Annotated in this window: 18 protein-coding genes and 2 tRNA genes; 2 read left to right on the top strand and 18 right to left on the bottom strand. The window is 56.0% G+C overall.

From position 1 onward, the window contains the following. Window positions 1-4: 4 nt before the first annotated feature. The 18 genes from K341_RS0104315 to K341_RS0104400 form a co-directional block, all read right to left on the bottom strand. The gene (locus tag K341_RS0104315; protein WP_026761979.1) at window positions 5-811 is read right to left on the bottom strand and encodes a Cof-type HAD-IIB family hydrolase; all 807 of its coding nucleotides are present in this window, start codon (window positions 809-811) and stop codon (window positions 5-7) included. A gap of 202 nt (window positions 812-1,013) precedes the next feature. Further along, window positions 1,014-1,175 carry a rubredoxin gene (locus K341_RS0104320; protein ID WP_009350476.1) on the bottom strand — a complete coding sequence of 54 codons (162 nt, stop codon included), beginning with the start codon at window positions 1,173-1,175 and terminating at the stop codon, window positions 1,014-1,016. 139 nt (window positions 1,176-1,314) lie between these two features. After that, the gene (locus tag K341_RS0104325) at window positions 1,315-2,082 is read right to left on the bottom strand and encodes a response regulator transcription factor (protein WP_026761980.1); all 768 of its coding nucleotides are present in this window, start codon (window positions 2,080-2,082) and stop codon (window positions 1,315-1,317) included. Next, window positions 2,075-3,778, bottom strand: coding sequence for a cache domain-containing sensor histidine kinase (locus K341_RS0104330; protein WP_026761981.1), 1,704 nt, complete (start codon window positions 3,776-3,778; stop codon window positions 2,075-2,077). Before K341_RS0104330 ends, K341_RS0104325 begins: the two co-directional genes overlap by 8 nt. Window positions 3,779-3,965: 187 nt before the next feature. After that, window positions 3,966-4,970, bottom strand: coding sequence for an ABC transporter substrate-binding protein (locus tag K341_RS0104335; RefSeq protein WP_026761982.1), 1,005 nt, complete (start codon window positions 4,968-4,970; stop codon window positions 3,966-3,968). Between the two features lie 130 nt (window positions 4,971-5,100). Then, window positions 5,101-6,927 carry an excinuclease ABC subunit UvrC gene (uvrC, locus tag K341_RS0104340; RefSeq protein WP_026761983.1) on the bottom strand — a complete coding sequence of 609 codons (1,827 nt, stop codon included), beginning with the start codon at window positions 6,925-6,927 and terminating at the stop codon, window positions 5,101-5,103. 3 nt (window positions 6,928-6,930) lie between these two features. Continuing rightward, window positions 6,931-8,598, bottom strand: a complete 1,668-nt coding sequence (locus tag K341_RS0104345) for a 2-isopropylmalate synthase (RefSeq protein WP_006695422.1) — start codon at window positions 8,596-8,598, stop codon at window positions 6,931-6,933. Between the two features lie 123 nt (window positions 8,599-8,721). Further along, window positions 8,722-9,648, bottom strand: a complete 927-nt coding sequence (locus tag K341_RS0104350) for a phosphatidylglycerol lysyltransferase domain-containing protein (protein WP_026761984.1) — start codon at window positions 9,646-9,648, stop codon at window positions 8,722-8,724. Window positions 9,649-9,809: 161 nt separating this feature from the next. Next, window positions 9,810-9,885: transfer RNA gene (locus tag K341_RS0104355), tRNA-Val, on the bottom strand. Between the two features lie 43 nt (window positions 9,886-9,928). Further along, window positions 9,929-10,005, bottom strand: a tRNA-Val gene (locus tag K341_RS0104360). 151 nt (window positions 10,006-10,156) lie between these two features. Beyond that, window positions 10,157-10,507 carry a hypothetical protein gene (locus tag K341_RS0104365; protein WP_026761985.1) on the bottom strand — a complete coding sequence of 117 codons (351 nt, stop codon included), beginning with the start codon at window positions 10,505-10,507 and terminating at the stop codon, window positions 10,157-10,159. A 62-nt stretch (window positions 10,508-10,569) separates the two neighbouring features. Then, window positions 10,570-12,774 (bottom strand): ATP-dependent DNA helicase RecG, encoded by a 2,205-nt coding sequence (gene recG, locus K341_RS0104370; RefSeq protein WP_428829697.1) that lies wholly within the window; start codon window positions 12,772-12,774, stop codon window positions 10,570-10,572. Beyond that, entirely contained in the window at window positions 12,731-14,350 is a 1,620-nt protein-coding gene (gene pckA / locus K341_RS0104375) for a phosphoenolpyruvate carboxykinase (ATP) (protein WP_026761987.1), read from the bottom strand. The genes recG and pckA overlap by 44 nt, the downstream gene beginning before the upstream one ends. 123 nt (window positions 14,351-14,473) lie before the next feature. Continuing rightward, the gene (gene thrC, locus K341_RS0104380) at window positions 14,474-15,958 is read right to left on the bottom strand and encodes a threonine synthase (RefSeq protein WP_037349415.1); all 1,485 of its coding nucleotides are present in this window, start codon (window positions 15,956-15,958) and stop codon (window positions 14,474-14,476) included. Between the two features lie 71 nt (window positions 15,959-16,029). After that, entirely contained in the window at window positions 16,030-16,515 is a 486-nt protein-coding gene (ybaK, locus tag K341_RS0104385) for a Cys-tRNA(Pro) deacylase (protein ID WP_009350464.1), read from the bottom strand. 152 nt (window positions 16,516-16,667) lie between these two features. Further along, on the bottom strand, window positions 16,668-17,510 hold the full coding sequence (locus K341_RS0104390; RefSeq protein ID WP_009438802.1) for a Fic family protein: 843 nt from the start codon (window positions 17,508-17,510) through the stop codon (window positions 16,668-16,670). Window positions 17,511-17,556: 46 nt separating this feature from the next. Continuing rightward, window positions 17,557-18,066 carry a hypothetical protein gene (locus K341_RS0104395; RefSeq protein ID WP_009438875.1) on the bottom strand — a complete coding sequence of 170 codons (510 nt, stop codon included), beginning with the start codon at window positions 18,064-18,066 and terminating at the stop codon, window positions 17,557-17,559. 24 nt (window positions 18,067-18,090) lie between these two features. Beyond that, entirely contained in the window at window positions 18,091-20,229 is a 2,139-nt protein-coding gene (locus K341_RS0104400; protein ID WP_037349427.1) for a DNA topoisomerase 3, read from the bottom strand. Window positions 20,230-20,289: 60 nt separating this feature from the next. On the opposite strand from K341_RS0104400, the gene K341_RS11585 reads away from it, so the two are divergent. Continuing rightward, a complete protein-coding gene (locus K341_RS11585) occupies window positions 20,290-20,877 on the top strand; it encodes a helix-turn-helix transcriptional regulator (protein ID WP_009438696.1) in 588 nt (195 codons plus the stop codon). Continuing rightward, window positions 20,865-21,341 carry a hypothetical protein gene (locus tag K341_RS0104410; RefSeq protein ID WP_026761990.1) on the top strand — a complete coding sequence of 159 codons (477 nt, stop codon included), beginning with the start codon at window positions 20,865-20,867 and terminating at the stop codon, window positions 21,339-21,341. Before K341_RS11585 ends, K341_RS0104410 begins: the two co-directional genes overlap by 13 nt. The last annotated feature ends 21 nt before the right edge of the window (window positions 21,342-21,362 follow it).

Genomic DNA, 21,362 nt, shown 5'->3' on the forward strand with positions numbered 1-21,362 from the left:
CACCTCAGTCGTAGTCGCCCGCGAGAATGCGCTCACAGATCGCCGTCACACCGTGCGCGCTGTTGCTCGGTGCGGTATAACGAGCACGCTCTTTCACAGAGGGCAGCGCGTTCTCCATCGCAAAGCTGTGCGTCACAGCGTCCATCAGCTCGAGATCATTCTCATAGTCGCCGAACGCCGCGCACTCTTCGGGAGCAATGCCGAGCGCCTCTTGGATGTGCCGCGCCGCCGCGCCCTTACTGACGCCGCGATTGTAGAGATCGACCCACTCACGGCTCGAAAGCGAGACTTGAAGTCTCCCTTCGTAGGCAAGCATCTGTGGGAGGATCGTCGTCTCAGCGTTTCCCGTGAGGTCGCAAAAGGACATTTTGATGGGCTCATCATCCACTGCTGCAAAAGACTCGACGAACTCTGCCTTTGTGACGAATTGATTGAGATGCGTACAAAAGGACGGCACCGCTTCTTTTCTCAGCACATAACCATGTTTTTTCCCGCATAACACAGAGTACGCCGCAGGGTTTTCCACCCCTGTCTGCAAAACGCTGAGTGCAAGCGTGCGCTCCACGGAGCTCGCAAAGAGCTCCCGACCGCCGCGGTCAACGACCATCGTCCCGTTCTCCGCGACGAAGATCATCTCCTCCTGCCACGGTGCAAACGTCCGGCGCAGCGACGCATACTGCCGCCCCGAGGCGGGCGCAAAGATGATGCCGCGCTCCCGCAGCCGCAGGTACAGATCGCCGAACTCCTCCGGCAGCCGCCCGTTCTCGTCCAGCAGCGTCCCGTCCATATCCGAAAAGATCAGCCGTATCATCGCCTCGCCCCTTTTCTTGTATACAATGTGCCTATTATAACAAACATTTAGATTGCAATCAATTAAGAGGTGTTAAGAGTCATAGGAGTTTTGTTGTGTAACAATAGATGTGAGACCAAGGAGGTATACAAAAGCGACCCATTCTCTCACAATAAAAAAGCCCCGCAAACGCGGGACTCGTTTTGTGTGTACCGTCCGAAATTCACTCCTGCTGCTCAAACAGTGTCTTATCCACGCCGCAGAGCGGGCAGACAAAATCCTCAGGCAAATCTTCAAACGCCACACCTGCGGCGAGATCGTAGTCGGGATCTCCGGCAGCCTCGTCATAGATCCAGCCGCAAACCGTACAAACCCATGTCTTCATTGAAAACCCTCCTATATAAATATAATACACAGTCGTAAATATGTGATACGGGATATAAAACTCATATAGAGTTATTATCCAATAACAATTATTATATTACAACATTTTTCCGGTTTTGACTAGAGGGTAAGAAGATTTTTTACGAAATTTTTTCGCTGCGGTATTCCGTCGGTTTGAGACCTGTATGTTTTTGAAAGATCTTGCTGAAATAACGCGTGTCCTGATAGCCGCACGCCGCGGCGATAACGTAGATCTTCTCGTCGCTCTCGCGCAGCATTTCCCCCGCGCGGTGCAGGCGGCACTCCGTGAGATACGCGCTGAAGGACGTGCCGCAGCGCGCAAAGAGTTTGTGCAGATAGCTGACGCTGATGCCGAGCTCCTCGGCGACCTCGCGCACCGTGATGGAGTGCTCCATATGCTCCTCCATGTAACGGACGGCATGGAGCAGATAACCACGCACGGGTTCCTCCTGCGGGATACGGATGGTCGGCCGGCCGTCCCTCTCCTCCTGCGTCTCCTCCGCACGGGCGCGGCGCCGATAGATGCGCTCCGCCCCCTCTTTCATGGCGGCGGCAAGTTCCTCGTCGTCAAGCGGTTTGAGCAGATAGGCGCAAACGCCGAGCGCGATCGCCTGCTGCGCAAACTCGAACTCTCCATAGCCCGAGAGAATGATGTACTCCGCGTCGATCTCCCCCCGCAGCTGCTCGATGACCTCAAGTCCCGAGATCCCCGGCATTTTGATATCCACAATGAGGACGTCGGGGCGCAGGCGGCGCGCGAGGAGAATCCCCTCCATGCCGCTGCCGGTATCGCCGACGACCTCTGCGTCAAAGTCCGTCCACGGCGTCATGCGCACAATGCCCTGCCGCTGCAGCGGCTCGTCGTCAATGATGAGTACCTTAATCATAATGGGGAGCCTCCTCCCATGCTTTCAAGGTCAACACGACTTCGGTGCCCTCTCCTTCCTCGCTGTGAAGTTCAATGCCGCAGTGCGCATCGCCGTTGAGCGCGGCACGCATGTGCACATTGTAGAGGCCGAAATGATTGTCATCCCTGTGCCGCATGATCTCCCGGCACCGATCGGGCGAGATTCCCTGCCCGTTATCCGCGACGCGAAAGACCAAATAACCTCCTGTCCTCCCCCCGACAATCGTAATGCTGCCGCCGCGCTCAAGCCCTTCGAGTCCGTGCCGGATCGCGTTCTCAACGAGCGGCTGCAAAATGAGCTTCGGCACATAGCATTTATAGATCTCGGAATCCACGCGCACCGTGACGTTCAGACGTCCCTCAAAGCGCCGCTGCTGAATCTTTAGATAGGTGCGCAGAAACATGAGCTCGTCCGCCACCGTGACGAACTCCTTCATACTGACGGAAGCGCGCAGGAGTTTCCCAAGCTGCACTGCGGTGTCGGCGGCTCCCTCGCTGTCGCCGAGCTTTGCGCTCCACTTAATGAGATTGAGAGTATTGTAGATAAAATGCGGACGCATCATCTCCGTCAGCGATTTGACCTGCGCGATGCGCAGCGTGCGCTCGCGCGCGCGGTTCTCCGCAAGGAGCGTCCGCACATGTTCGATGAGCCCGTTAAAGGTGAGCGCGAGCTCGCCGATCTCGTCGCCGCGCCGGATGTCGACCTGCACGGAGAAATCGTCCTCATGCCGCACGCGGCGCATTGCGGTTGCGAGCGTATGCAGCGGCTGCCAGAGTCTGCGGCTCAGGCGGTAGGACAGATACGCCGTGATACAGAGGGCAACGGCGTCCACGATGACGATGAGACGGAGCAAATAGTCGAGCGGTGCAGGATCATTGTACTGTCGCAGGTAGATCTGAAACGAGGTCTCCTGCGACGTATGCATATAGTCGCGCACGGAGGAGTTCGCCGTCTCCTGCGCCTCGCTTAAGGAGCGCAGCGGCGAAAAGCCCTCGCTGCGGTAGTCCTGCATATTCAGCATGACATATTGGTAGCGATCCGTTAAAATGATATGCCCTTCGCGCCCCTCCTGTACGCGCTGGATGAGCGGCACGAGTGCTTCCCGCTTGATGTCGATGACGGCAAAGCCGAGCAGTTCGTCTCCCCGGCGAATCGCACGCGCGAGCGAAAAAACCACCTCGCTGCGGTCGGCGGCATATTTATCCGCCGCCGATTCCACCCAATCGTGCGACCGCGCCGCCTGACCGAGAAGCCCCCAGCCGAGATTTTCCGGCAGAGCGTAGGCACGCGGCACATCGTCCGTCGCAATGACCTGCCGTCCGTCGGCGGAAAGCAGATAGAGGGCGGCTTCCCCCGCATGACCAGCGAGGATCGCATAGAGACTGCCGTAGATCTCCTCCACATTCTCCCGCGACCCGCGCAGGAAGGCGACGGTCTCGCCACCCACGAGCAGCGGATTCATCAGGCGTTCGTAATTGCTCACGAGCGTATCGATCTCGCGCGAGATGCGCTGCACCTCCGCGCGTCCGCTCTTCGCCTGCATATTCTCATATACCTCGCCCGCCGCGTAGAGGATCATCGCCGAGGCAAGAAGGAGCGGCAGGAGTCCGCCGAGCATCAGATAGACGAGCAGTTGTTTCCGGTAACTGAACCGGGGCGATTTTATAACACGCATAGTTCTATCCTTCTGCACACGGGCAACGAATACGAAAAGAATCGCATTCAATGTCTTAACATACAGAATAAAGATAAACTAGGATAATGTCAAGTGTAAATTGCCGTGAAATTGGAAAAACCGCCACAAAATGTGACGGTCTTGGAAGGGGAAAATATGGGAATGGGGGGATGGGGGAAATGGGGATTTATTTGATAATCGCCGCGCGCCACTTGCTTAGGAACTCGTCCCGAAAGGAAACGGCACGCTGCGTATCAAATCGTGTAAATGAGATCTCCGCGAGAGGGCGGAGATGTGAGGGCGCCGGTATATCGGCGCGCGTCGAGCGGCGGTCATACTGCGCAAAGCGCTCATGAACCTCTTTGCTCATGACGAAATTAAGGAATTTTTTTGCATTTTCCATGTGTTTTGCGTTCCGAAGGACGGCAATGCCGCCCGAGGAGATCTGTGTCCCCTCTTGCGGATAGACAATCTTCACATGGGCGCCCGCGTCAATGTAGCGCATGACCGCGGCTTCAAAGGTCGCGGTGACGGCATATTCGCCGTCGGCGACCGCTTTCATCTGTGCGGCGGAACCTGCGGCAACTTTGCCGTCCAAGTGTTCGGCAAGCCGACCGATTACGGACGCATCGCCGAGCACGTCGGTCATGGTAAACAGCAGCGCATAGGTGGAACTCGTTTTCACCGGATCCGCGAGCGCGATGCGTCCGCGAAATTTGGGATCGAGGAGATCCCGCCAGCCCTGCGGCGCGTCCGCTTCGCTGACCAGATCCGTATTGTATGCCAGTACGAAGGGATCCATCGTCACGCTGTAAAAAATATTGTCCGCCTGCACAAAATGCGGGTCGATTGCCGTTTTTTCAGGTGCGTCATACGGCTCTAAATAAGGCGTGAGCGCCACATAGGCATCCTCCGCCCCGCCCCATAGGACGTCGCCGCGCGGGTCTTCCTTCTCTGTGCGTACGCGCGCCATCAGCTCTCCCGAGCCGCCGGCGACGAGTTTCACTCGGATTCCGGTTTCTTCCTGAAATTCTTTTGCGATGGGTGCCGTCCAGTCCTCCGTATTACAATTATAGACAACGACGGTATTATCATCCGTCTCGAATTGCTGCTTGGAACTGCCGCAATCTGTCAGTGTTGTTGCCAATATGATTAGGACACATGCAGTCAAAACGCGAGAAAAGATGTTCACCGTACGACACCTCCTTTATGTAAGAGTGTCGTCAATTCAAATCTTTTTGATTATTCTATAATAATCTGAACTGCTTCACAATGGTTCAGATCGTCATTTTAGTGGGAGAATCCTATCATTTATCGTTCTATCATTTTCCGCGCAGATTCCGCTGTACTTCGAAGAAATGATAGACCGCTTCGGCCGCAGGACGATTCATTCCGCGCACGGAAACGAGCTCGTCCACGCTTGCTGCCTTCATCTTTTCAATCGTTCCAAAGTGCTCGCGCAGCGCCTGCCTCCGCTTCGGTCCGACGCCGACGATATGATCCAATACGGAGACGAGGTTGCGTTTGCCGCGCAGACTGCGGTGATAGGTGATCGCAAATCGGTGTGCTTCGTCTCGAATGCGCTGGACGAGATAGAGCGCGTCGCTGCGGCGCGGGAGTTCGACCGGTTCCGATTCGCCTTCCACAAAAATCAGCTCGAACTGCTTCGCGAGTCCGACCACGGGAACGGCGCTGTGCCCCGCCGCGCCGCGGATGATCTCGAGCGCGGAGGAGAGCTGCCCCTTGCCGCCGTCGATGATGATGAGGTCGGGCAGTTCCTCGGCGGGCAGACCGACATAGCGGCGCGTCGTCACCTCGCGCATGGAGAGGAAGTCGTCGGGCTTTCCTTCCGCGCTGCGGATCTTAAAGCGGCGATAATCCGATTTCTTCGGCATACCGCCCTCAAAGACGACCATCGAGGCGACGGTCTCCTGCCCTTGGTTGTGCGAGATGTCAAAGCACTCCATGCGGTACGGAGCTTTTTTCAGCCCGAGATAGCGCCCGAGTTCTTCAACCGCCCCCATATTCTGCTCATCCGCAAGCGCGCGGCGCGTCTCCTCGTCGGCGAGGAACTTCTGGGCGTTCCCCGTCGCCATGACGACGATGTCACGCTTTGTGCCGCGCTGCGGCGTGAGGAGTGCGACCCTGCCGCCGCCCTTTTTGTCCGCGAGCCAGCGCTCGATGACCGCGCGCTCCGCCGCGCCGATGTCAAGCGGCAGGAGAACCTCGCGCGGCACGAACGTCGCGGCGTTGTAATACTGCTCGAGAAAGGCGCGCAGAACGTCCTCGTCGCGCTCCTCGTCGCTCCCGCGCAGGAGGAAGTGCTCGCGCCCGATCATCTTGCCGCCGCGGATGAAAAAGATCTGCACGCAGACACCCGCTGCCGAGCGCGCCATGCCGATCGCATCTTGATCGCCCGCGCCCGTCACGATGTTCTGCCGCTCCGCCGCCTTGCGCACCGCAGCAAGCTGATCGCGCAGCCGTGCCGCCGTCTCGAAGTGATAGGCTTCTGCTGCAAGGTTCATGCGGTGCTCCAGCTCGCGCTCCACATCGTCCGTCCGCCCTTCGAGAAAGAGCAGGACGGCGCGGATCATCGCACGGTAGTCCTCCGCCGTTACCTTCCCCACGCAGGGCGCGAGACAGCGCTTGATGTGGTACTCCAGACAGGGCCGGTCGGGCATCGTACGGCACGTACGCAGAGGAAAAAGGCGCTTCAGGAGCTTCAAGCTGTCCCGCAGCGCCGTTACATTTGTATAGGGGCCGAAGTAGCGCGCACCATCGCGCAGAACGCGCCGCGTGATGAAAACGCGCGGGAATTCCTCCTGCACCGTCACTTTTACATAGGGGTAACTCTTGTCGTCCTTCAGCCGGATATTATAGCGCGGCCGATGTTTTTTGATCAGATTTGCCTCAAGAATCAATGACTCGACTTCATTCGCTGTCATAATCGTCTCAAAGTCAGCAATGTGCGAGACCATCGCGCGCACTTTCGGCGCCTGGTTCCGGCTGCTCTGAAAATACTGCCGCACACGGTTCTTGAGAACAATGGCTTTGCCCACATAGATGATCTTCCCGCGGGCGTCTTTCATAATATAGACACCCGGAGAGTCCGGGAGCAGCTTCAGTTTTTCTGCAATTGTATCCGTCACAAGTTAGTGTCCTGCTTTCATCCGGTTGATTGCGCTGAACAGGGCCAGGATAGACGAGGTGATGATGTCCGTGTCCGTACCTGCGCCCCAGTAGACCTTGCCGTCCTCGCCCGTGATGCTGATGTACGAGATGGCGCGCGAGGTCTGTCCGATCTCCAATGCATGTTCGCTGTATGTCAGGTTCGTATAGCGGAGGCCAAGGTTTTCCTGCAGAGCATTTGAGATTGCATCAAGACGTCCGTTGCCGCGCGCCTCATAGGTACGCTCCTCGCCGTCCACTTTGAGATGGACATCGCCCGTACGCGTGCCGTCCGGCTGCTTTTTCAGATGGAAATCCGAAAGTTCGAATGGAAAGCCGACATTGACATAGGTATCTGTGAACACCTTGTAGATCTCATCCGGCAGGAGTTCCCTGTGTCCGTTGTCGGAGACGGACTTCACACGGTAACTGAAATCCTCGCGCATCTTCTTCGGCATACTGATGCCGTACTGCTGCTCCATGATATAGCTGACGCCGCCCCTGCCCGACTGGCTGTTGATGCGGATCACGTCACCATCGTAGGTGCGCCCAACATCCTTCGGGTCGATGTAGAGATACGGCAACGACCAATGCTTCGGCTTGTTCTCGTCCCAATGCTTCATCCCCTTGGCGATGGCATCCTGATGCGAGCCTGAGAATGCGGCAAAGACGAGCGAGCCGGCATACGGCTGGCGCGGATTGACCTGCATGCGCGTCACCTTCTCATATACCTCTACGAGATGCGGCAGATCAGAAAAATCAAGGTTCGGATCGACGCCGAGGGCGAACATATTCATAGCCACCGTGATGATGTCGACATTGCCTGTACGCTCTCCATTGCCGAAGAGCGTACCCTCGACGCGGTCCGCGCCGGCGAGCAGCCCCAGCTCCGCATCCGCTACACCACAGCCGCGGTCGTTGTGCGGGTGTAGGGAGAGGACAACGCTGTCACGATACTTCAAGCGCTCGTTGACGTACGAAATCTGCATGCCGTAGACGTGCGACATTGACATCTGCACTGTCGAGGGCAGATTAATGATGGCCTTGCGGTCGGGCGTCGGCTGCCACACATCGAGCACGGCATTGCAGACCTCAAGCGCATACTCCGGCTCCGTCCCCGTGAAGCTCTCGGGCGAATACTCGAAGCGGTAGTCTGCCCCTGCCTCCTCCGTCAGCCGCTTGAGCAGCTGCGCGCCGTCCACGGCGATCTGCAGGATCTCCTCCTTGGAGCGGCCGAATACCTGCTCACGCTGCGCCGCAGAGGTCGGGTTATAGACGTGTACGATGGCATTCTTCACACCGCGCAGCGCATCGAATGTCCTGCGAATGATATGCTCGCGTGCCTGCGTCAGCACCTGCACCGTTACATCGTCTGGAATGAGATTATCCTCCACGAGGCGGCGCAGGAATTCATACTCCGTTTCCGATGCGGCAGGAAAACCGACCTCGATTTCTTTGAACCCCACTCGTACGAGGAGATCGAAAAACGCCAGCTTCTCATCGAGGCTCATTGGAATGATGAGCGCCTGATTGCCGTCGCGCAGATCGACCGAGCACCATATCGGCGCCTTCTCCGGCGCATCTTTGCGCAGCCAGTCCAGACGGATCTCGGGCGGCATATAGTATCCCTTGGCATATTTCGTGTGGTTCATGATCGTTCCCCCGTATTACAACATTGCATCATCTGAATAAATGTAAACAAGAAAGTCCTCCGCCGCTTATGTGGGGCGAAGGACGAGCCTACCTTATCCTAGCGTTGTGCTATCTTACCATATTCACGAACAGTTTGCAAATCCCACAAGGGTTGCGTTGAATTTCTCAATCAGCTTCTCGGGCTTATAAGACTCCTTTGCCTTGCGCAGTCCCTCGATCCCCATATCCTCCTCGCGGTTGATATAGGTAAGATGGCTCCACGCGTGCTCCACGAATCCCTGATTGATCGCGGGATATGCGCCGCGCACCTCTGGATCCGCCTTCTCCACATGGATCACTGCCGTATCCGTATTCAGCTGCTCGCCGAACGTAAAGGCAACCACGCGTCCATCCAAGAGGATCGCTCCGCCTTTCAGGCCGAAATCTGCGAAATTATTCAGCACCTCGAGAATCGCCGTGCGCTCATAGTCAATGAACAGATCGACTGTACCGTCCTCCTGGCGATGCTGCTTGTACCAGCTGTTCAGCTCCAGCTTGCACTGCGTCACGATCTCGTTCGTGATGGGGCGGAACTCCGCCTCGGGATGTTCCTTGCGGAACGCGTTCAGATGATTCTTCTTCGAGTGCAGCTTGCGCCCCGAGAGACTGATGAGCTTTTCAGACAGATACACATAGTCATAGTTGTCGCGGTCAGCGACGACTTCGAAGCTCGCGCAGTCACAGCTGCGGAGAAAGTCCGCGTAGCCGCGCTCCATATCGTAGATGTGAAATGGCTGCCCGATCTCCTCGAAGTACGCGAGCAGCTTCTTCGTCGCCTCCGGGTAGCGTGTGGGATCACAGAACGGCTGCAGCGCCGATACGCGCGCTTTCCACTCGCTCACAACATAGAGGACATCATCCTCCTCCGCCACATGAACATGGAACGGTTCGCGCCACATATAGAGATTTGTAAAGTTAAAATGCGAGTTCTCATAGTAATTCGCACGAAAATATCGATCCAGCAGCGGCTTGTCTTCCTTTGTCAACGCATGAAATTCGATTTCCCTCACCCTCCCGCAGGCATTCGAAAAAGTTCTCCTAACGATTACCATTATAGCAAAGCCGTCAAGTCCCGTATATTTTTTCAGAAGGACAGGCTCATAGTTTTATCATCACAGCAACAAAAAAAGGTCTCCCACATCCGCAGAAAACCTTCTTAGAATATCCTAGATGGTGCTCACTGAGGGATTCGAACCCCCGACCCCCTCCATGTGACGGAGATGCTCTACCAACTGAGCTAAGTGAGCAACGAATAAAAAATCCGCAAATTTGCGGACAGATGTAACAAAATGGTGGGGTTAACAAGATTCGAACTTGTGACCTCCTCGATGTCAACGAGACACTCTAACCAACTGAGCTATAACCCCGAGTATCGTTTATTGCCAAACGACGAGATGAATTATAACAGATGGTATATTAGCCTGTCAAGCCCAAATCGGCGAAAAATTCCACCTTTGGTATCGGATTACGATAACCATATACTAGAGGTCTGCCTCCGCACGTCAGCGTCTTCTTTTTCTACGAAACATCTATGCCATTGTCGGATGCGAGCTTGCGGATGATGAGCTCCGGCAGCTCCGCAATCTTTGCAACCTTGTCGGGCGGCATCCCATCGCGCAGGAGATTGAGTGCGGCATAAATGATGCCTTGCTTACGCCCGCGGAACTCACCTTCGGAGACCCCCTCCTGCTTGGCCTCCGCTTTTCCTGCGGCGCTGCCCGCCGCATAGCCGTCGGTCCACGCGTGTTTCATATCCGCGATATAGCCCTGCTCGAACGCCGCAAACAATTCGTTTTTCCGACTTTGCAGCGCCGCACGAATGGCTTCCTCTGCCTGCAGCCAGCCCGGAGCCTGTTCCTTGTTGCTCATGATGCTTTCCTCCCCTTGATGATATTTCTATCTTACACCATCTGAACGCACTAATACAATGCCTATATTTGCCAAATATGATCGAATTGTCCGCGGTACTGCCGGCGGATAGCGGGCAGGACAAAGGCGAGTGCGGCGGGATCGTCGAGTGTGCGGAGCGCCGCCTTGCGCGCGAGCAGCAGGAGATCCATGTCGGCGAGGACGTCGGCGATCTTCAGATCCCCGAGTCCGTGCTGCATCGCCCCAAAGAACTGCCCGGGGCCGCGCAGGCGCAGATCCTCCTCGGCGAGACGGAATCCGTCGCTCGTCTGCTCAATGACTTTCAGCCGCTCCGCCTGCGCCGCGCTCTCCCCCGCGATGAGGATGCAGTACGACGCGTATGCGCCGCGCCCCACGCGCCCGCGCAGCTGATGGAGCTGTGCCAGCCCGAACCGCTCCGCGTGCTCGACGACGAGGATGCTCGCGTTCGGCACGTTGACGCCGACCTCAATGACGGTCGTCGATACGAGGAGCTTGATCCGATCTTCGTAAAAATCCCGCATGACCGCGTCCTTGTCCGCCGCCTTCATCCGCCCGTGCAGAAGCCCGCAGCGAATCCCGCGGAACACGCCGCGCGAAAGCTCGTCGTAAACTTCCTCCGCCGACGGCAGATCGCTCTCCTCGCTCGCTTCGATGCGCGGACAGACGACGTATGCCTGCCGCCCGCTCTCAATCTCCTTACGCACAAACGCATAGATCTTTGCCCGCGCCGCGTCCGTGCGCAGGAACGTGCGGATTGCGCGGCGTCCGGGCGGCAGATGCTCGATGCGCGAGACGTCGAGATCGCCGTAGACCGTGAGCGTCATCGTGCGCGGGATCGGCGTCGCCGTCATGACGAGGACGTCCGGCGTCACCTCGCTCTTTTTTTCAAGCGCGGATCGCTGCGCGACGCCAAAGCGGTGCTGCTCGTCCGTAACGACGAGTCCGAGCGCGGCAAAGGCGACATGATCCTCAATCAGCGCGTGCGTGCCGACGACAATATCGACCTCATGTGCCGCAAGGGCCGCGTCCGTCTCCGTCCGCGCCTTCTTCGCGAGCCGCCCCGAGAGGAACGCAACGCGGATGCCGAGCGGCGTCAAGAGTTCTTGGAGGTAATCATAATGCTGCCGCGCAAGGATCTCGGTCGGCGCCATGAACGCCCCCTGCCGGCCGCTCTCCACCGTCTTGACGAGCGCGAGCAGGGCGATCGCCGTCTTGCCAGAACCCACATCCCCCTGCACAAGGCGGCGCATCGGCAGCGGCGACTCCATATCGCGTGCGACCTCCGTCCACACCGTCTGCTGATCCTCCGTCAGCGTAAACGGCAGAGCCTCCAGCACTGCGGCAACACGCACACCGTTTTCCCCGTGGGCGATCCCGCGCTGCGACTCCACGCTGCGCTTTTTGAGTGCGAGCAGTCCGCACTGGATGAGGTAGAGTTCTTCAAAGGCAAGACGGCGGCGTGCGTCGCTCAGCTCCTCCGCGCGCTTTGGAAAATGAATCCGGCGAAAGGCGTCCGCCCGCCCGACGAGGCCGTATTCCGTGCGCACGACGTCCGGCAGCGTCTCCGTCAGATTCTCCGCCGTCTCGCGCAGCGCGTATGCCATCATTTGCCGCAGCTGTTTCTGCGTGAGTCCTTCGGTCGCCGCGTAGATCGGCAGGATGCCGAGCCTAGACGCCGGAGACTCCTCCGCGCCGAGAAATTCGAGCGCGGTGATCTGCGTGAGGGCGAGCTGCCCGCCGCCCCCATAGGCATAGTCCGCCTTGCCCGTGAGAAAAATGCGTCGCCCTTCGCGCAGCTTGCTCTTTAGAAAGCGTTGGTTGAACCACACTGCCTGTGCATAGCCCGTCCCGTCGCCGATGAGTGCTGTCAGCACCGTAAACCCCCGCCGCCGCGTCGGACGCTCCACAACCGTCCGGATGACGCCCACGACCGTCGCGCGCGTCCCGGGGCGCAGATCAGCGATGCGCGTGATCCGGCTTTGATCCTCATAGGCGCGCGGATAGTAGGTCAGGAGGTCGGAGACCGTCTCGATGCCGAGCCGCCGCAGCGCCGCCGCCTTTTGGACGCCCACGCCGCGCACTTTATTTACATTGTCCTCTAAATTCATGCGCGCCCCCCTCCGATCGTGTGACGAAAAAGGGACTGCCGCACAAAAGCGTTGTATGCCTGTGCAGCAGCCCCTTTGCCGATACCGGCGATAATTAGAGTTTCGGCCCCGCCGCAACGAGACTTTTCCCCTCTTCATTGCCCTCGTATTTCTTAAAATTCTTGATGAAGCGCTCGGCGAGATCCTTTGCCTTCTCCTCCCACTCGACGCGGCTCGCGTAGGTGTCGCGCGGATCTAGGATCTTCGGGTCGACGCCCGGCAACTCCGTCGGCACCTCGAAGTCGAAATACGGGATCTTCTTCGTCGGCGCACTGTCGATCGCACCGCTCTGGATCGCGTGAATGATGCCGCGCGTATCCTGAATCGAGATGCGCTTGCCCGTGCCGTTCCACCCCGTATTGACGAGGAACGCCTTCGAGCCATGCTCCTCCATCTTGCGGACGAGCTCACCCGCGTATTTCGTCGGATGCAGTTCGAGGAACGCCTGACCAAAGCACGCGGAGAACGTCGGTGTCGGCTCCGTGATGCCGCGTTCCGTGCCCGCGAGTTTTGACGTAAAGCCCGAGAGGAAGTAATACTTCGTCTGCTCCGGCGTCAGGATCGAGACCGGCGGCAGCACGCCGAACGCATCCGCCGAGAGGAAGATGACATGCTTTGCGTGCGGCCCCGCGGACTTATCGCCGACATGTCCCTTGACGATGTGCTCGATGTGCTCGATGGGATAGGAAACGCGCGTGTTCTCCGTCACGGATTTATCCGCAAAGTCCACATGCCCCGCGAGATCGACCGTGACGTTCTCGAGCAGCGCGTTGCGCTTGATCGCGCCGTAGATGTCCGGCTCCGCCTCGGGATCGAGGTTGATGACCTTCGCGTAGCAGCCGCCCTCGTAGTTGAACACGCCCTCGTCGTCCCAGCCGTGCTCATCGTCGCCGATGAGCAGACGCTCGTGGTCGGTCGAGAGCGTCGTCTTGCCCGTGCCGGAGAGACCGAAGAACAGCGTTGTGTTCTCGCCCTGTTTATCCGTGTTCGCCGAGCAGTGCATGGATGCGATGCCCTTCAAGGGGAGGTAGTAGTTCATCATCGAGAACATACCCTTTTTCATCTCGCCGCCGTACCATGTATTGACAATGATCTGCTCCCGGCTCGTCAGGTTGAACATGACCGCCGTCTCGGAGTTCAGCCCGAGATCGCCGAAATGCATCACGCGCGCCTTTGCCGCGTTATAGACCACAAAGTCCGGCTTGAAATCCTTCAGCTCCTCCTTCGTCGGGCGGATGAACATATTCGTCACGAAATGCGCCTGCCAAGGCACTTCCATAATAAAGCGCACCGCCATGCGCGTATTCTTGTTCGCGCCGCAGAACGCATCGACCACGAAGAGACGCTTGTTGCACAGCTCGCGGATCGCGATCTCACGTACGGCGTTCCACGCCTTTTGCGTCGCGCGGTGGTTGTCGTTCTTGTACTCGGGCGACGTCCACCAAACCGTGTCATGCGACGTTTCGTCGTCCACAATGTATTTATCCTTCGGAGAGCGCCCCGTATAGATGCCCGTCATCACGTTGACCGCGTCGCCCATCTCTGTGACCTGCCCGCGCTCATATCCCTCCAGATCGGGACGCAGCTCCTCGCGGAACAGCTGATCGTAGCTCGCGTTGTGAACAACCTCGGTCGTGCCTGTAATGCCATATTGTGTGAGATCAATCGTTGCCATGACACTCTACCTCTTTCTCCAAAAAAGATTGGAATAGATAATGACTCGTACATGTTAGAAAATTCTTCATATACACGAAAAATCCTTCTTTGGCAGACAAAGTTTTTATTGATAGAACGGTTTTCAGTGTGTCTCTTTCGCGAATGCGAGCACCACCGCGCGCATTCCATCCCGCGCGCACGCATCCGCATGACGCACGGGCTTCTCGCGCAGCCCTGCCAATCCTGGGGGGATCGTCATGCCGCTGAGCTGATGCAGATGTTCCATCTGCTTGAATGGATCGTCTTCCGGCTCTGCCCCGAGCGCTGCGAGGACGCTCACGCCGAATTTATACGGGCTCGCCGTCGAGAGCACGACCATGGGGCGCTCATCCCCGGTCTCGCGCCGATAGTCCTGTGCCGCACGGTAGGCGACCGCAGTATGCGGATCAAGCGTGTACTTTGTCTGCTCATAGACAGTGCGGATCTCCGCCCGCGTCGCCGTGTCGTCCGCAAACGCCGCCCAAAAATGTTTGCGCAGCTGGGGCAGGAGGACGCTCGCGTCGTAACTGCCCGTCTCCGTCAGTTCCCGCATCCACGCGGCAACCTGCGCCGTATCCTCCGTCAGATGATAGAGCAGCCGCTCCAGATTGCTCGAGACGAGAATATCCATCGACGGCGAGATGGTCTGATAAAATGCGCGCCGACGATCGTAGATGCCGCTCTGCAAAAAGTCCGTGAGCACGTTGTTAGCGTTCGACGCGCAGACGAGCCGCCCGACGGGCAGCCCCATGCGCTTTGCGTAAAAGCCGGCGAGAATGTCGCCGAAATTTCCCGTCGGCACGGTATAGTTTACCGCCTCGCCGAGACGGATGTGCCCCTCGGCAAGGAGATCGGCATACGAGCTGAAGTAGTAGACGATCTGCGGCACAAGGCGTCCCCAGTTGATCGAGTTCGCCGAGGAGAGGCGCGTATGCGACACCGCCAGCTCCTTCTGCGCCGCGGCGTCGCCGAAGATCTCCTTTACGCCGCGCTGCGCATCGTCAAAGTTGCCGCGCACGGCGACCACCTTAACATTCCCTCCTTCCTGCGTCACCATTTGGAGACGCTGCACGGGGCTGACGCCGCCGTCCGGATAGAATACCATCATCCGAATGCCGGGTGCATCCACAAATCCTTCGAGTGCCGCCTTCCCTGTATCGCCGGAGGTCGCGACGAGGATGAGGATCGTATCGCGCGCGCCCATTTTCTCACGCGCCGCGCTCATGAGCTGCGGCAGGAGTTGGAGCGCCATATCCTTGAACGCGCTCGTCGGTCCGTGCCAAAGCTCGAGCACCGAGAGACCGCCGACCGCACGCACGGGCGTCCGGCGCGCATCGTCAAACGTGTGCCCATAGGCGCGCCGCACACATTCTGCCAGCTCTTCCTCCGTATAATCCGTGAGAAAGGGGCGCAGGATGCGAACTGCGCGCTCCTCATAGGAGAGCGGCACGAGCGCTTCGATGTCCGCGAGACTGACCTGTGGGAACGCTGCGGGGACAAAGAGTCCGCCGTCTGCGGCGAGCCCCCTGAGAATCGCCGCGGCAGAGGAAACGCGCTCCGCCGCGCCGCGTGTGCTGAAATAATCCATTGTATACATCCTTTCGCTCAGGCGTTGGCATTCATCTGTGCTATAATAGTGTAATGCGTAAAGGCATATCGCTAGCGCGCGATTTTGACGGTCACAGCATCCGCTGCGCGGACGAGATCGCCGGGTGCGAGCTCGATCTGCTCGCCGCGCCGCCCCGCGCTGATGCAGATGCGTTCGTGCGCGAGCGCGCTCTCGTCGAGATAGACGGGATAGGCTTTTTTCGCGCCGAGCGGAGAACATCCGCCGCGCACATAGCCGGTCAGGTCAAACACCTCTTTGAGATGCACCATCTCGGCGCGCTTATTGCCCGAGGCGGCGGCAGCCGCCTTGAGGTCGAGTTCGCCGCTGCCCGGAACCACCGCCATGAAGATCCCCGTCCGATCTCCGCGTACAACGAGCGTCTTGTAGAGCCGCTCGAGCGGGATGCCCGTCACCTCAGCCACATGCACCGCCGAGAGATCGCTCTCGTCCACCGGATACGTCAGCAGTTCATAGGAGATGCCGCACCGGTCGAGGATGCGCGCGGCATTCGTCTTTTGAATTTTCTTTTTTGCCACGATTATTCACCGCGTTAAATTATAGCACAATCGTATTTTTTTATCATTACATTTCTCCCCTTATATTTCAAGGCTGTTTATTCTTTCCATTCTCCTCATTCTCCCTATTCTACGTCTTTTTTCGTTTTTTGGGGGTCAATTTGGGGTCATATTTAACGTCCACGGTCTTCATTTTTCGAGATATGGCGTACCATATTGGGGCTTCTTTTACGACGCTCCGACGGCGTATTCGATAAATCTCTTTCGCGTTTGTGCATCGAATACATGGACAGGAACGCGTCTAGTTCTTTATCCATGTTTTGATACAGCAATGTTTTGAACGGCTTTAGTTCTCTGTGCAGCGAATATTCTTCCAATGCTGCGAAATATCGCTCTCTGTTTTTTAGCTTGATAGAGGTCGGCGGGTAGCCATTCGCCATGAGATGATAGTTCATCACAAGGCGTGCCGTCCGTCCGTTCCCATCTTGAAACGGGTGAATCCGTACAAGGTCGGCGTGCAGCCATGCCGCTTTTTCAATCTCATCCGGAAACACACGTTGCTCCATGTTGTATGCGTAATTTCCCATCTCATCACGTATTTTCACCGGGTTCGGCGGTACATGCTGCGCGCCACGGATATACACAGGGATACTGCGATACATCCCGCCAACGCCGCGCACGGGTACGACGTGCTCATGAATGTCACGAATGATATTCTCCGAAAGGGGTGTTCCGTTTTTTACGCATTCCTTGACAAATTCCCATGCGCTCGCATGACCACGGACTTCATCCAATTCTTTTAAGGAGATTTCGGCAGGAGTGATCCGATCCGTTAAAATCATTTTGGTCTGGATTAGTGTCAAGGTGTTGCCTTCAATTGATGTGGAATCATGGGTAAACTCTACCATGAAGTTCTCTTCGTGATCTTCTCTCTCAAAGGTACTCAGACGAGGGACGATCGCACGATACTCTGCCGCTTTCTTTTCGAGCGTATCAAGATCCAGTGTTGTTTCCATATCTTTCACCTTTCAGGGCTATTTATTCTATTTATACGCTGTCTGTTTATCGATAGTAAAAATGCAGAAACATATCTATGATAAACAGTATTTGTATGAGGTATGCGGATATTTGGATTGCGTTCAGCTGCGGTACTTGTGTTTTGAGGTATTTTTTCTGCCACTGTTGCGCGTCAAGTCCCATCCGTTCATAGTTTTTCGCTGCGATTGCAAAGAGCGCTTTGCAGTCTGTCTCCATGTTGTGACAAAGTTCTGCTCTCACCTGCTGTAAGGCAGCGGTCTCTTCCGCAAGCGCTGCGGTGACGGTCTTTAGTTCGGCGCGACATGCTTCTAGCTGCGTGCGCTCTCGATATGCCGTTTCCGATTCCGTTTTGATGGTCTCGATAACGGTTGTTGCATAATGCAGCATGTCGTGAAGTTCTGCGAGCACTTTGTCGTTCTCCGGGGATGATTCTCCGGATACGTCGGCGGCATTTTCCTCCGGCGCGGTCGCTTCGTCCTCCGCCGGCTCTTCTGCGGCTTCGTAGGATGCTTCGTATTCTTCAATATCGTCCATTATATCATCTCTTTCCTTTATTCTCTAGTCACGCTTTAGCGCCGGACGTCCGTCCTTGTCGTTGTATGTTTTGCTGCATTTCACGCACAGCCAAAACGCGCCGTTCTTGCCGTTCAAACGGCGTAATACGGTTTCACATTCGGGGCACCGCTCGATGATCGGATTTCCTTTTTGATCGGCTTCGTAGAACATTTTCCGCCCGTCTGCCGCTATGCAGGCTTCATCACTGCAAATGTAGAAGTGTTTTTCAAGTTTCGGCGAATATTTCTTGAGGAGTGCTCCTTTTTTGCAGATGGGACACAGAGGTGCGTCTTCTGTGACGTACAGAGGGAATTTCCGGCTTTCTGCAAACTTGATATTGGCATTGACAACATCGATGACTTCATCGATGTAGGCGCCCAAGGTCTTTTTCTTCTGGGCGATCTCTGTGAGTGCGTATTCCATTTCTGCGGTTGTGTCCGGGACGGTCAGCGTCTGATCGACGTTCTCGATGAGTTTGATGCCAAATTCTGTTGGCACAAGCTCTTTTTTCTTTTTCTCAAGACATGGGATCATGGGCTTTCCTTTGATCTCCGTGGCAAGGAGTTCTGCGATGATGGTGTCCCGTGTCGCGGGGGTTCCGATGCCTTTTGTTTCTTTGAGTTTTTCACGATTCGGGTTATCCGCTGCAACGAATCGCCAAATGTTGGTCATTGCGGCGATCAGCGTTCCCTCTGTGAAACGTTTTGGCGGGGTTGTTTTCTTCTCTGGGATAGAAAGTTCACGCCGTTCCGGCTTGTCGCCCTCAGAGAGCGCCGGGAGGCTCATATTAGATTCTGCGTCCGGCTTTTCTTCCTCGTCTTTCTCGATAGCGCGAAAGCCCTCATCGATAATTTTTCGCCCGCTGCCGGTAAGTTTTTCATCGCCGGCTTTAAGTGTGAAGTTTGTCTGTTCGTAAACAAAGGGGGTGGCGAACTGCACAAGGTAGCGCTGCGCGATGAGGTCGTAGATCTGTTGCTCTTTTTCGTCAAGATTTTCCGCCGGTACGCCGGTCGGAATGATGGCGTGATGCGCCGTGATTTTTGCGTCGTTAAAGGCTTTGCTCCGGATTCTGGGTTCCACTGCATTCGCGGCTTTTGAAAGGTGAGAGAGTTTTTGCAAGGCTGCAATGATTTTCGCTCCATCTTCATGCTGGGAGACGGGAATATAGTTGCAGTCGGATCGAGGATACGTCACATATTTCTTTTCATAGAGGGATTGTACGGTATCGAGGGTTTCTTTTGGGGAGAGTCCATAGGTTTTGTTTGCGGTGATTTGCAGTGTGTCAAGGGAGTACGGCAGCGGCGGATGCTGCGTTATTTTTTTTGTTTTGATTTCGGAAACAACAACATCGCCGTGCTCTATTTTGAGTTTGATTGCTTGCAGGAGTTTCTTGTCGAGGATGCGCCCCTCCGGATCGGCGGGCAGTAGGTCGGACGGCATATATTTCGCGCGAAAATCTATCCCGTCTTTCCGGAATGTGCCGATGAGTTCATAGTATTTCTTGGACTTAAAGCCTTGTATCTCTTTTTCGCGGTTGACGACAAGTGCAAGTGTCGGTATCTTGACGCGTCCGACGCGGAATATCCCCGTATAGCCGTATTTTCGCGCACACACGGTATAGGCACGGGAGAGGTTCATACCGATCAGCCAGTCGGCGCGGGCGCGCGCGAGTCCGGCGTGGTATAGTCCTTCAAATTCCTTGTTATCGCGTATGTCGGCACAGGAGCGCTTTAGACTCTCGTCATCTTTTGCGTTGATGAGGAGACGACGGACTTGCCCCTGAAACTTGCAATAATCAAGGATCTCATCGATGAGGAGGTGCCCCTCGCGGTCTGGATCGCCCGCATGGATTACGATGTCCGCTTCTTTGAGGAGTTTTTCGACCACTGCAAATTGCTTTGCCGTGGCGGCGGGCGGTTTGACGATCCACTTTTTGGGGATGATGGGATAGCTCGACCATGCCTTATATTCTTCGCCGTATGCTTCGGGCATTGCGGGCGCAAGAATATGTCCTATTGCCCATGTGACGGTAGTGTCTCCATTGTGGATGTACCCCGTCTCTTTCTTCCCCTCTCCATGCCATAAATACGCGGCGAGCGTTCTGCCGATGTCCGGTTTTTCTGCAATGTAGAGTGTTTTCATGATGTTTCCTCTTTTCTTTTTACCTGTATTATGATAATATGTTGTATAGGAGGTGAACATGTGGAAATCGATGTATTCCCCTTTGCCTTGCGAATGCTGCGTAAAGAACGAGGCTTGACGCAAACACAACTTGCGGGTATGATGAGTTTATCTCAGCGGCAAATATCCCGCTTTGAATCTGGTAAAGATATGCCGCGTCCGGAGACGGTGACGCTCCTGCGGCAGGTATGTAACCTCGAGAACGACGATGACTGGCACGCCGCTCTTGAACGTGCAAAAAAGGATGCCGACGCCTCAAAAGCTGCCGATGATACGGTCGGGCGTCGAATTCGCGTCATGCGGACGTATTTTAAGCAGTCTCAAGAGAGCTTTGCAAAAGAACTCGGTATTAGCCAGTCTGCGATGTCCTCGATGGAACAGGATCTTACTTCACCGCCTTATGAGGTGCTCTGTGCACTGGGGCGCATGGGTTTTAATCTAAACTGGATCCTCTATGGGGATGCAGACGACCTTTCTCCACGCGCCGTATTGGATCATGTCGCCGGCAGTCATGAGATGCAAAAAATCAATAAATTGCTCTCACCCCTGCCGATCGAGCGGCTGACCGCCGTTCGAAAAGCGATGGAACTGCTCTTATGGAGGGAATGATTATGAAATCAAAGGGGTTCTTGCTGCTCCTCGTTCTGCTCTGTCTGTTGGTCGCGGGCTGCAACGAAGAGGAAAAGTACAATACGGCGAAAAACGAATATCAAGCGCTCTATAAGGAATGCACATCACTCCAACTGCTGACAGGTGAACGCCCTAAATTAGTGAATGGGAAATATACAGAGTCCACGCTTGCGATCAATGAAGATACACTCAAGAAGCATGATGAATACGTCCAAAAGATGGATGATAAAATTGCCGAAATGGAGAAATACGCGACTGCAAAGGTTGAGATGAACAATGATTTTCAGCTCATTAAGGAAAATCATCAGCAATATAAAAATCAATGGAAGTCACGGGTTAAGGAAGCAGAGAATGAGGTAGAAAAAGCAAAAAATATGCTAAAAGAGCGGCAACGTGTATGGTCTGATCCTTACACAAGAAACGGTTTAGGTATGGGGCAATAACAGCTTACATATCCGCTCCAT

The sequence above is a fragment of the Centipeda artemidis DSM 19719 genome (genome assembly GCF_000426665.1).
Classification (GTDB): domain Bacteria; phylum Bacillota; class Negativicutes; order Selenomonadales; family Selenomonadaceae; genus Centipeda; species Centipeda artemidis.